Source organism: Pseudoalteromonas byunsanensis, from assembly GCF_001854475.1.
GTDB classification, from domain to species: Bacteria; Pseudomonadota; Gammaproteobacteria; order Enterobacterales; family Alteromonadaceae; genus Pseudoalteromonas; species Pseudoalteromonas byunsanensis.
In genome coordinates this window covers 139,393-150,979 of the sequence record NZ_MNAN01000018.1, presented here as the reverse complement: position 1 = coordinate 150,979, position 11,587 = coordinate 139,393, and the positions used below count along the sequence as shown (strand labels likewise).

Sequence of the window (11,587 nt, the reverse complement as noted above, 5' to 3'; positions counted from 1 at the left end):
AAATATCCATCAAGTACAGTATTTTTGACAACTGTACGATTTGGGGAAAAATGAAATTACGCTTTTATTTTACATCTAGGTTGAATTACATAGAATCGACCTCATTGATCCTCGGTATATAAATTTTAGGAATGACTCATGAGTGATGTGAAACACTGTAAACTGCTTATTTTAGGCTCGGGCCCCGCTGGCTACACAGCTGCTGTTTATGCGGCACGTGCAAACTTAAACCCAGTATTGATCACTGGTATGCAACAAGGTGGACAATTAACCACAACAACTGAAGTTGAAAACTGGCCAGGTGATGCTCACGGTTTAACAGGTCCTGCGCTTATGGATCGCATGAAAGAACATGCTGAAAGATTCGAGACAGAAATTATCTTTGACCACATTAATAAAGTAGATGTGACTCAGCGTCCTTTCACGTTAACAGGCGACCAAGGCACATATACGTGTGATGCGCTCATCATTGCTACTGGCGCTTCAGCTAAGTACCTTGGTATGGAATCTGAAACTGCGTTCCAAGGACGCGGAGTTTCCGCCTGTGCAACTTGCGATGGTTTTTTCTATCGTGGGCAAAAAGTCGCGGTTGTTGGCGGTGGTAATACTGCCGTAGAGGAAGCTTTATACTTATCTAACATCGCAGAAGAAGTTCACGTAATTCATCGCCGAGATTCGTTTAGAAGTGAGAAAATCCTTTCTGATCGTCTGCATGAAAAAGCTAAAAATGGTAATGTAGTACTACATTTAAATCGAACTTTAGATGAAGTATTAGGCGACGAGATGGGTGTGACTGGCATCCGTATTAAAGATACAGATTCAGACAACACAGAACAGTTAGACCTGGCTGGTGTTTTCATTGCCATCGGTCACAAGCCAAACACAGATATGTTTGCAGGTCAGCTTGAAATGAAAGATGGCTACCTAATAGTCCAATCTGGCCTTAATGGCAATGCTACACAAACGAGCGTTGAAGGTGTTTTCGCAGCAGGTGACGTATCAGACCATATCTATCGTCAAGCGATCACCTCTGCTGGTACAGGCTGTATGGCTGCGTTAGATGCAGAACGTTATTTAGATAACTTGAAATAAATCTGAGAATGGGAGCAAATGCTCCCATTTTATTTATCGCTGTTTTACGCTATTTTAGCTCTATCAGAAGCCATTACGTCTTTATATGACACAACAACTATTCCACCTAAACCTGCACGACACTTTTTTTCCGCCATGTAAATATGCATTAAAAGACCCTGATGGATTGTTAGCGATTGGCGGATGTTTAAGTATCGCTCGATTAAAAGTAGCCTATGCTAACGGTATATTCCCTTGGTTCAATGAAAACGAGCCAATTATGTGGTGGTCACCTAGTAACCGAGGGATCATCGAGCTTGACGATTTTCATGTTAACCGCTCTTTAAAAAAGGCCCTACGTCAGTTGAGTCCAACTGTTACGGTTAATACCGCCTTTAGTGACGTTATCAAAGCTTGCCGGATGCAACGTATTCACAAAGAAGGAACATGGATAAACAGCGATATGTTATTAGCTTATCAGAATGCCCACGAACAAGGCTTTGCACATAGTCTTGAGCTGTGGCAAGACAAGCGCCTTATTGGCGGTTTGTATGGTGTGATGCAATCCGGTGTGTTTTGTGGTGAGTCAATGTTCTTTTATCAGCCCAATGCTTCTAAGTTGGCCATGTGGGCATTGACCAATTGGTTGAAAAGACATAACGCCCATTTTATCGACTGCCAACTAGAAAATCCTTATTTAACAAGTTTAGGTGCAAAAGTTATATCCCGTGATGAATTCTTGACTAGACTTAACATAGCGGCACAATTTAAGGTGCCAGAAACAATGTGGCTTGCTCAAACATTGGACGACATTTATGACTGAACATTTTCCCTCTAAAATTGGTTTAAGTCAGCAGTTTAGTTGCAGTTATCTGCCTCAGCAAAACGAGCAGCTATTAGTGATTTTAGACCCAAGCTGCTACACCCCAGCACGCTTTGAAGCGCTGTTAGAATTGGGGTTCAGGCGTAGCGGAGATCAAATTTACCGCCCTCATTGTCCAAAGTGTAGTGCGTGTCAGTCAGTTCGTATTCCAGCAAAGCTCTTCACCCCTTCAAAATCACAAAAACGTAAATTTAAAAAAATAACCGGGGATTTCTCATTTTCGGTCAGTCATAAAGAGCGAGAAGAATATTATCCACTTTATGAAAAGTACATTTCGCTTCGACACAGTGATGGCAGCATGTATCCACCAAACAAACTGCAATATGAGAGCTTCTTATTTTGCCAATGGTTGCCTATATCCTTTATTGAACTTTGGCATCACGACACGCTTATTGCTGTTGCAGTGACAGATACTATGCCAAACGCACTATCCGCCATTTACACCTTTTTTGACCCTGAATATGAAAATTATAGCCTTGGGAACGTTATGATAATGGCGCAGATAGAACACGCTAAAAAACTAGACAAAGAGTTTGTCTATTTGGGATATCAAATCGATAGCTGTAAAAAAATGCGCTATAAAGCTCAATTTTTGCCTGCGCAAAGATTTGTAAACGATGTTTGGGTTGAGCAAGATCCACCTTAATAATTGGACAATCTGTGCCTTGTAAGTACAAAAGAGCTTAAATTGGCTATTTAAATAACAAATTTTTGACCCTTACCTTTACTTATTGCCAGCTTTTGGGCAAAATCTCCAGCGTTTAATTATTCAAAGAGGTGTTACGCTACACATGGCGAAAGAAGACGTAATTGAAATGCAAGGCACAGTCCTTGATACTTTACCAAATACAATGTTCCGCGTTGAGCTAGAAAATGGTCACGTGGTGGTTGCTCATATTTCAGGTAAAATGCGCAAAAACTATATCCGTATTCTTACTGGTGACAAAGTTACGGTCGAAATGACACCGTACGACTTAACCAAAGGACGCATTGTCTTCCGCGCTCGTTAATCGAACCGTGTAGAAACCTGCCGTAAATAAGCCTACAACTCTAAGTTGTATACTTCGCTTGCATTTGCCTATTGTATTTAAATGACAAGTCATAGTGACTATCGGTGAGTATTCGATATATAACAAAAAGCCTAGCATTCGCTAGGCTTTTTGACGTTCAAAGTTTTGATCCTATGCTGACACTAAATTAGACTCATATCTAAAATCTAACTCGCCACCTTTGACACCAACTTTGACACTACCACCATCACTGAGCTTGCCAAACAAAATCTCGTTAGCAAGCGGCTTCTTCAGCTTGTCTTGGATAACTCTTGCCATAGGTCTTGCTCCCATAGCTTTATCGTAACCAAGGTCACCAAGCCACTCACGGGCCGCTGAAGTGAGTTCCAGATTAACTGACTTCTTATCAAGTTGAGCTTGTAGTTCCACCACAAACTTATCAACAACTTGCAAAATAACCTCTTTTTCAAGATGATTAAACCAAATGATGTTATCGAGTCGATTTCTAAACTCAGGAGCGAACACCTTATTGATTTCAACCATCGCGTCATGAGAATGGTCTTGTTCTTGGAAACCAATGGATTTGCGAATAGTTTCTTGAACACCAGCATTAGTCGTCATAACCACAACCACATTTCTGAAGTCAGCTTTACGACCGTTATTATCGGTTAATGTACCGTGGTCCATAACTTGAAGTAAGATATTGTAAATATCCGGGTGTGCCTTCTCTATTTCGTCTAGGAGCACTACCGAGTGTGGATGTTTGATCACAGCATCGGTCAACAACCCACCTTGCTCAAATCCAACGTAGCCTGGGGGGGCACCAATCAAGCGGCTAATAGCATGGCGCTCAGAATATTCAGACATATCAAAACGAATAAACTCAACGCCCATACATTTGGCTAGCTGTTTAGTAACCTCTGTTTTACCCACCCCTGTTGGGCCAGCAAACAAGAATGAGCCTATGGGTTTGTCTTCATTGGCAAGTCCTGAACGAGACAAGCGTATGGCTGATGTTAGTGCATCGATAGATTGATCTTGACCAAACACCAGCATTTTCAAGTTACGATCTAAATTCTTCAAGGTTTCCTTATCACTGTTAGAAACACTTTGCTGAGGAATTCTCGCTATTTTTGATACGATCATTTCAATATCAGAAACACCAATTGTTTTCTTGCGTCTTGACGCTGGCTGTAGACGCTGATTAGCACCTGCTTCATCAATTACATCTATTGCTTTGTCAGGCAAGTGGCGTTCATTGATGTACTTAGCGCTTAGCTCAGCTGCAGCTCTAAGTGCCTTTTGCGTGTAGCGAATACCATGATGTTCTTCATAACGTTCTTTAAGTCCGTACAAAATTTTAGTTGTATCTGCCACACTGGGTTCAACCACATCAATTTTCTGGAATCGACGGACTAATGCGCGGTCCTTTTCAAAAATATTCTTAAATTCAGAATAGGTTGTGGATCCCATACAACGGAGCTGGCCGCTAGAAAGCAGTGGCTTGATCAAGTTTGATGCATCCATCACCCCACCTGAAGCTGCACCAGCGCCTATAATCGTATGTATTTCATCGATGAATAATATTGCCTGAGGTTTAGACTGTAATTCTTTAAGCAGCGCTTTGAAGCGTTTCTCAAAATCACCTCTATATTTAGTCCCCGCAAGTAAAGCCCCCATGTCTAGTGAATAAACAACCGCATCTTCAATAACTTCTGGAACTTGCTTGTTGATAATACGATACGCAAGTCCTTCGGCTATGGCTGTTTTACCTACACCAGCTTCCCCTACAAGTAATGGGTTATTTTTCTTACGACGACATAAAACCTGCACTGTACGCTCTACTTCTTCATCACGGCCCACTAACGGGTCTACTTGTCCCGCTTGAGCTAACGTATTGAGGTTGGTTGTAAAGTTCTCAAGTTTAGTCTTTTCTTCATTTTGAACTTCATTCGAATCTTCATGAATATCTTCATGGTCATCGTGGTCAGATTCCTCATCGACTTTTGAAATACCGTGAGAAATAAAGTTAACAATATCGAGGCGGCTGATATCGCTTTTTTTCAACAAATAAACTGCTTGGCTCTCTTGTTCTGAAAAAATCGCTACCAGTACGTTAACCCCGGTAACTTCACTACGACCTGATGACTGTACATGAAACACTGCACGCTGTAATACTCGCTGGAAGCCCAACGTTGGCTGTGTTTCTCTATCTTCTTCTAAATCGGGAATAACCGGAGTTGTTTCGTCAATAAATTCTGACAATTCCCGTTTTAAATTTTCTATGTCCACCCCGCAGGCGCCCAACGCCTCTCCTGCTGATGGGTTATCAATTAGCGCCAATAATAAATGTTCAACAGTCATGAATTCATGGCGACGCGTACGCGCCTCGCGAAAAGCGGCGTTTAAGGTAACTTCTAGATCTTTATTTAGCATTGGCAACCCCCAAACGAGAATTAAAAAGGTTATTCTTGCTCACAACTACATAGCAACGGATGCTCATGGTCGCGAGCGTAACGATTGACCTGCTCAGCCTTGGTGTGGGCAATATCTGCAGGATATATACCACATACAGCTTTTCCCTCATGATGCACTTTCAGCATCACCTCAGTTGCTCTTTCGCTATCCATATTAAAAAAAGTCATTAAAACTTCAATTACAAATTCCATTGGCGTGTAATCGTCGTTGTTCAAAATGACCTTGTACTTACGCGGTGGGCTTAGCTTTTGCTTTGCACTTTCGCGTACCGTGTCTATCACACCTGATTCTTTCGTCCCACTCATAATTAAATATAGTCTTGTCTTGGTAACTCAAGCAAACTTGAATTAAAAAATAAATAAAATGTTAAAAAACACGTTAAAAAACTTGACTGACTGCTCATTTAAACTACAGTCCTATTAGATTGCTTAATCTATGGGCAGTCTAGCAAATTATAAAGTTTAGATTAACTAAATTAGTCAACTTATAGAAGGATGTAGAAGTATGGCTTGCGGAAAAGTCAAATGGTTCAACAATGCCAAAGGGTTTGGTTTCATCGTAGAAGACGGCAGTGAGGAAGATATCTTCGCCCATTACTCAACGATTGTAATGGATGGATACAAAACGCTTAAAGCTGGTCAGGATGTAACATTCGAGCTACAAGAAGGTCCTAAAGGTCTTCACGCTACCAACATTGCTCCACGTGATGAAGAGTTAGCTTAGTTGTAGTTTTTGGCTATCGGAAGCGGGCCGCGATTGTTGCTCGCTTCATATTCCTTATAATTTTTGTTCCTTCCCCTTTAAAATTTCTAATTAGCCCTCATCTATATTGCTTGCTACAATAGCGCTCGTTGTCGTTAGGTAGGTTAGATATTTTTATTTACGTGCAAAGTGAAAATATCTAACAAACTTGCTATAACCTGTTGCCTTAGGCAACATAGCATTCCCTTTGCATTGTTGAATGGCGAAAAGCCACAAATCTAGGAATGATGATGACATCAAAAATTATTTACACTAAAACCGATGAAGCTCCGGCTCTTGCCACATACTCATTGCTTCCGATCATTCAAGCTTACACCAATGCCGCTGGCGTAGAAGTAGAGACTCGTGATATTTCTCTTGCTGGACGTATTATTGCAAACTTCCCTGAGTTTTTAACTGAAGGGCAGCGTATCAACGACGCACTTTCAGAACTAGGTGAACTTGCGAAAACACCAGAGGCTAACATCATTAAGTTACCCAATATCAGTGCTTCGATTCCTCAGTTACGTGCAACTATTAAAGAGTTACAAGAAAAAGGTTACGCACTGCCAGACTACCCAGCTGAACCAAAAGATGACAAAGAAGCTCAAATCAAAGCGACCTATGACAAAATCAAAGGTAGTGCAGTAAACCCAGTATTGCGCGAAGGTAACTCGGATCGTCGTGCTCCTGCTTCTGTTAAAGCTTATGCCCGTAAAAACCCACATTCAATGGGTGCCTGGTCTGCGGATTCAAAATCATATGTAGCAAGCATGACTGACGGAGACTTTTTTGGCTCTGAACAATCTACGACGGTCACTGAAGCGACAGATGTTCGTATTGAGCACGTTGCAAATAATGGCGATATTACTGTCTTAAAAGCCAGCACTCCATTACTAGCGGGTGAAATCATTGACGCTTCACGCATGAGCATTTCAGCTTTACAAGAGTTTTTAGCTGGTGAAATCGCTTCTTCTAAAAACAAAGGCGTGCTGTTCTCGTTGCATATGAAAGCAACCATGATGAAAGTATCAGATCCAATTATCTTTGGCCATGCTGTTAAAGTTTTCTACAAAGAAGTATTTACTAAGCATGCCGCTCTGTTCACTGAACTAGGTGTAGATGTAAACAATGGCTTAGGTGATGTGTATTCTAAAATTCAACAGCTTGATGATGCTAAGCGTCAAGAAGTTGAAGCTGATATCGCAGCGGTATACGAATCAAGCCCTAGCATTGCAATGGTTGACTCAGATCGCGGTATCACGAACCTACATGTTCCTAGCGACGTGATCATTGATGCTTCAATGCCTGCGGCAATTCGTACTAGCGGTCAAATGTGGAATGCTGAAGGTAAACAACAAGACACCTGTTTCGTGATCCCAGATCGTTGTTATTCTGGCGTATATCAGGCAACTATTGATTTCTGTAAGAAAAATGGTGCATTTGATCCTCGTACCATGGGCACAATCCCTAACGTTGGTCTAATGGCGCAAAAAGCAGAAGAGTACGGTTCGCACGACAAAACATTTGAAGCTCCAGCGGCAGGTATTATTCGCGTCGTAGACAGCAATGACAATGTCTTACTTCAGCACGATGTTGAACAGGGCGATATCTGGCGTATGTGTCAGGTAAAAGACGCTCCTATTAAAGATTGGGTGAAACTGGCTGTAAACCGTGCTCGCGCCACTGGCGTACCTGCGGTATTCTGGTTAGATGAAAACCGCGCTCACGATGCACAGTTAATCAAGAAAGTTCAGGCATACTTACCAGAGCACGATACTGACGGACTTGAGCTTTTAATCAAAGCTCCAGTGGATGCGACGTTATACTCTCTTGAGCGCATGAAAAATGGTGAAGACACAATTTCTGTAACTGGTAACGTACTACGTGACTACCTAACAGATCTTTTCCCAATTCTTGAACTTGGTACAAGCGCCAAAATGCTATCTATCGTGCCTCTAATGAATGGTGGTGGCCTATTTGAAACTGGCGCAGGTGGTTCTGCACCAAAACACGTTCAACAGTTTGAAAAAGAGAACCACTTACGTTGGGATTCTTTGGGTGAGTTCCTTGCTTTAGCAGCGTCTTTAGAACACTTGAGCCAAGCAACAGGTAATGCAAAAGCACAAGTATTGGCAGATACACTCGACCAAGCAACTGGCAAGTTTTTAGATGAAAACAAGTCACCTTCGCGTAAAGTAAACGAGCTAGATAACCGTGGCAGTCACTTCTATCTATCTCTTTACTGGGCTCAAGCTCTTGCTGCCCAAACAACAGATACGCAATTGCAGTCGCAGTTCAAAGAAATTGCCCGCGATTTAGAAGCACAAGAGCAAACTATTGTAGCTGAGCTTAACGGTGCACAAGGTAAATCTATGGATGTGGGTGGCTATTATCAGCCAAATGATGAGCTGGCGTTCGCAGCAATGCGCCCTAGCAACACATTCAATGAAATCTTAGCTAAGTTAGTATAAGCTTTAGCAAACTTATAAAAGCCTGCACATGCAGGCTTTTTCTTTATGTGTACGCTAAAACAGATATCGGTAAGACAGCGAAACGTTACGCCCTCTTGCTTGATACTCACCAAATGGCCGATTGTTCTTTTCACCAAATGGGATAATCGCGCTGGTACTGTAATTTGAATCTAATGCGTTGTTCACATTCAGTGATAATGACATGTTGTCGTTAAGTTGGTAATTAACAGCAGCCGATACTACCGTACTTGAATCTTTATCAGACAAGACCTCTACCGTCCCCCTTCCATTTACTGACACTGAAACACTCCAGTTTTGATTCGGGTAGTACATAAGAGATGTCATGCTATACGTTCTGGGAACAAGCATGTCTGAAGGGTTAATTTGTTGCTCTTCTTCACTACGAGTTTGGTTACTAAATAAATGAGTAATAAACCCTTTTAACTGTACTTTGGTAAACAGTCTTAATTGCCAGTCTATTTCGACACCACGTGTAGTGTTACTAGCTATGTTATCTAAAAATACGTTATCTCCATCAGTACGAAAATCTATAAGGTCATCAATATCGTTTCTGAAAAAACTGGAACTGATCGAAAAATTCTCTCCCACATATTGGTGAACAAGCTCCACAGCCCTGAGCGTTGTTGGATTTAGGTTTTTGTTTCCTAGAGTTAAGCCACTTTCTTCATCATACAAGTCTCCAAGTGACGGAACTCTATAAGCCTCACCGTAAATGAATTTAAACGTATGTTGTTCATTTGGAGCATAGATTAACGTTGCCCTAGGGTTTGTTTTATCATCCACATCATTGTAGGAATCTCTGCGTAAGCCAATTGTTGAGCGCCATTTCTCATTCCAAACAGACTCTAGTTGGGCGTACATCATTTTAATACGTCGCTGATTATCAGAAATAATTCGCTGCTCTGGCGCAGTCAGTTCTACAACATGTCCAAAGTACTCAAGGTCTCCATAGATATTATAATTACTGCGCAAATATCCCCCTGGCACTTGGGAGCGAACAAGCTCAATTCCCGTCGAAATTCTATGATCATCAAATAGCTGATAACTGTAATCAACACTTGCCCGATAAGAATCATGAGTAAAGTTTTCACCAAATAAGAAATCAGCTCGCGTAAACGGCCCGACTCCTTTGAGCTCAAGAGCTGTGAGCGACTTGCGCTTTGCTTTAGAATACTCAAGCCCAACCTTAAGCATCGAGTCATTATCATGATTCTTTTGATATTCAAGTCGAGATAACCAATGCTTGGTTTCCAGCTCAGCCGTCCCATCTCTCAACCGGCGAAATAAGTAATGATTGTTACGCTTTGAATTAAAATAATGATTTCTTAGCGTAAAACCTGCATAAGATAGATAGGTTTCAAGTTGACTGGCCTTATGTGCATCATTTGTTGATGTTTGAATATTAAACCTATCAAACACGTTGCCTAAGGTATCACCGCCATCCTCATATAGGCGTGCATCAATGCCAAATGATAACCCTTCGCTGCTATGGTTAAATCCTCCATGAATTTCCCGCCTTGCAAAAGAACCAACAGCAACCTCTATATTATTTTCAATCTTTGTCACTACATTTATTACACCGTTAAATGCATTCGAACCATATAGAGTTGACCCTGGTCCGCGAATAACTTCTACCTTTTCAACATTATGTAAACTGACAAACCTATCAATGTAGTTTATTCCGCCGGTATAATCTTCATTTAGACGTTGTCCATTAATTAAAACCAAAAGCGTATTCGCATACTTTTGAGGATGCCCCCGCGTGATCAGGTAAGACTGGTTTCCTTCAGTTGAGTTATACATTGAATAAAAGCCGGGAATATGTGCAAATAGCTCGCTGAGTGTTTCAATACCTAACTGTCGGATCTGCTGTTTTGAAAAATAACTGACCGTAGAAGGTGCATATTTGAGCTGAGTATTTGTCTTGGTTGCGATTGTTACGGAAACGTTTTGCAACTGTTCAAGCGACATACCGTATAATTCTTCTTCTGCGGCGACATTGTTATGTAACGTAAATACGCCCAATAAGGAGGTGAAATAGACGCAAAGTGCTTTAGTCATAGACACATATCAAGTTTATTTTAAATTAATACTTACAAATTAGTTACATCCCTTTCATTTGTCACGTAAAACATTGGATAATGTGAGTCTTTGTTGCTATCGCAGGCGGTGTTACAATTCATTGCGTTACTATCAATCGGTGAAAACATGAACAAGCCCCGCATACAGTTCAATAGCAGTAATAAAAATAAGCATAAGAACAAACTTCAAAAGAAACGCTCTGTCAAACCTGCTCTGCCTCCAGAACAAGTAAAAGTAATTTTGTTCAACAAGCCCTATGACGTCTTGTGTCAATTTACCGATGATGCTAACCGAGCAACGCTCGCTGATTACATTACGTACAAAGGTGTCTATGCAGCTGGACGCTTAGACAGAGACAGTGAAGGCCTTTTGCTTTTGACCAATTGTGGAAAGTTGCAGCACAAATTAACCAATCCGACTCAAAAGACCACTAAAACCTACTGGGTACAAGTCGAAGGAGTTCCGTCAAATGAAGCGATTAAAGCGCTTTCAGAGGGCGTTGAACTCAAAGACGGCATGACGCGACCAGCCACAGTAAAAGTGATCGACGAACCTAATATTTGGCCAAGAGTCCCACCGATTAGAGAACGAGCGAATATTCCCACAACGTGGTTGAGCATTAGCATCAGTGAAGGTAAAAACCGCCAAGTGAGAAGAATGACAGCTCATGTAGGCCACCCAACTTTGCGATTAATTAGAGCAAAAATTGGAAAATATACGCTCGAAGGACTAAAAAATGGCGAATATAAGGTACTAAGCGAGTATTGATAAAGATCTCGACTTTTAGCGGCAGGCTTTTGCGTGCTATAATCACGGCCTTTCCATAT

At 41.4% G+C, this 11,587-nt stretch carries 10 protein-coding genes; 7 read left to right on the top strand and 3 right to left on the bottom strand.

Annotated elements, in window-relative coordinates:
* Positions 1-138 precede the first annotated feature (138 nt).
* The 4 genes from trxB to infA all read left to right on the top strand — a co-directional run bounded on the left by trxB (position 139) and on the right by infA (position 2,964).
* Positions 139-1,092 (top strand): thioredoxin-disulfide reductase, encoded by a 954-nt coding sequence (gene trxB / locus BIW53_RS02810; RefSeq protein ID WP_070990297.1) that lies wholly within the window; start codon positions 139-141, stop codon positions 1,090-1,092.
* A gap of 85 nt (positions 1,093-1,177) precedes the next feature.
* Complete coding sequence (gene aat / locus BIW53_RS02805; RefSeq protein WP_070990296.1) at positions 1,178-1,894, top strand: leucyl/phenylalanyl-tRNA--protein transferase; 717 nt, start codon at positions 1,178-1,180, stop codon at positions 1,892-1,894.
* Positions 1,887-2,600 carry an arginyltransferase gene (locus tag BIW53_RS02800; protein WP_070990295.1) on the top strand — a complete coding sequence of 238 codons (714 nt, stop codon included), beginning with the start codon at positions 1,887-1,889 and terminating at the stop codon, positions 2,598-2,600. The genes aat and BIW53_RS02800 overlap by 8 nt, the downstream gene beginning before the upstream one ends.
* A 145-nt stretch (positions 2,601-2,745) precedes the next feature.
* Positions 2,746-2,964 carry a translation initiation factor IF-1 gene (infA, locus tag BIW53_RS02795; RefSeq protein ID WP_058029687.1) on the top strand — a complete coding sequence of 73 codons (219 nt, stop codon included), beginning with the start codon at positions 2,746-2,748 and terminating at the stop codon, positions 2,962-2,964.
* Positions 2,965-3,135: 171 nt separating this feature from the next.
* Here the strand turns inward: infA and clpA are convergent, their stop codons facing one another.
* Both clpA and clpS read right to left on the bottom strand, forming a co-directional pair.
* Complete coding sequence (clpA, locus tag BIW53_RS02790) at positions 3,136-5,400, bottom strand: ATP-dependent Clp protease ATP-binding subunit ClpA (protein ID WP_070990294.1); 2,265 nt, start codon at positions 5,398-5,400, stop codon at positions 3,136-3,138.
* A gap of 29 nt (positions 5,401-5,429) precedes the next feature.
* Positions 5,430-5,747 (bottom strand): ATP-dependent Clp protease adapter ClpS, encoded by a 318-nt coding sequence (gene clpS, locus BIW53_RS02785; protein ID WP_070987030.1) that lies wholly within the window; start codon positions 5,745-5,747, stop codon positions 5,430-5,432.
* A 199-nt stretch (positions 5,748-5,946) separates the two neighbouring features.
* On the opposite strand from clpS, the gene cspD reads away from it, so the two are divergent.
* A complete protein-coding gene (cspD, locus tag BIW53_RS02780; protein WP_070987032.1) occupies positions 5,947-6,165 on the top strand; it encodes a cold shock domain-containing protein CspD in 219 nt (72 codons plus the stop codon).
* A 269-nt stretch (positions 6,166-6,434) separates the two neighbouring features.
* Positions 6,435-8,657, top strand: coding sequence for an NADP-dependent isocitrate dehydrogenase (locus BIW53_RS02775; RefSeq protein ID WP_070990293.1), 2,223 nt, complete (start codon positions 6,435-6,437; stop codon positions 8,655-8,657).
* 54 nt (positions 8,658-8,711) lie between these two features.
* On the opposite strand, the gene BIW53_RS02770 is transcribed toward BIW53_RS02775, so the two are convergent.
* A complete protein-coding gene (locus tag BIW53_RS02770) occupies positions 8,712-10,739 on the bottom strand; it encodes a TonB-dependent receptor plug domain-containing protein (RefSeq protein WP_070990292.1) in 2,028 nt (675 codons plus the stop codon).
* 147 nt (positions 10,740-10,886) lie between these two features.
* On the opposite strand from BIW53_RS02770, the gene BIW53_RS02765 reads away from it, so the two are divergent.
* Positions 10,887-11,528, top strand: coding sequence for a pseudouridine synthase (locus BIW53_RS02765; protein WP_084228047.1), 642 nt, complete (start codon positions 10,887-10,889; stop codon positions 11,526-11,528).
* The last annotated feature ends 59 nt before the right edge of the window (positions 11,529-11,587 follow it).

Excerpts from the sequence above, each read along its gene's own strand:
- BIW53_RS02765 (WP_084228047.1), top strand. The coding sequence starts at position 10,887 with ATGAACAAGCCCCGCATACAGTTCAATAGCAGTAATAAAAATAAGCAT.
- BIW53_RS02770 (WP_070990292.1), bottom strand. The coding sequence starts at position 10,739 with ATGACTAAAGCACTTTGCGTCTATTTCACCTCCTTATTGGGCGTATTT.
- clpA (WP_070990294.1), bottom strand. The coding sequence starts at position 5,400 with ATGCTAAATAAAGATCTAGAAGTTACCTTAAACGCCGCTTTTCGCGAG.
- clpS (WP_070987030.1), bottom strand. The coding sequence starts at position 5,747 with ATGAGTGGGACGAAAGAATCAGGTGTGATAGACACGGTACGCGAAAGT.
- BIW53_RS02775 (WP_070990293.1), top strand. The coding sequence starts at position 6,435 with ATGACATCAAAAATTATTTACACTAAAACCGATGAAGCTCCGGCTCTT.
- cspD (WP_070987032.1), top strand. The coding sequence starts at position 5,947 with ATGGCTTGCGGAAAAGTCAAATGGTTCAACAATGCCAAAGGGTTTGGT.
- aat (WP_070990296.1), top strand. The coding sequence starts at position 1,178 with ATGACACAACAACTATTCCACCTAAACCTGCACGACACTTTTTTTCCG.
- infA (WP_058029687.1), top strand. The coding sequence starts at position 2,746 with ATGGCGAAAGAAGACGTAATTGAAATGCAAGGCACAGTCCTTGATACT.
- trxB (WP_070990297.1), top strand. The coding sequence starts at position 139 with ATGAGTGATGTGAAACACTGTAAACTGCTTATTTTAGGCTCGGGCCCC.
- BIW53_RS02800 (WP_070990295.1), top strand. The coding sequence starts at position 1,887 with ATGACTGAACATTTTCCCTCTAAAATTGGTTTAAGTCAGCAGTTTAGT.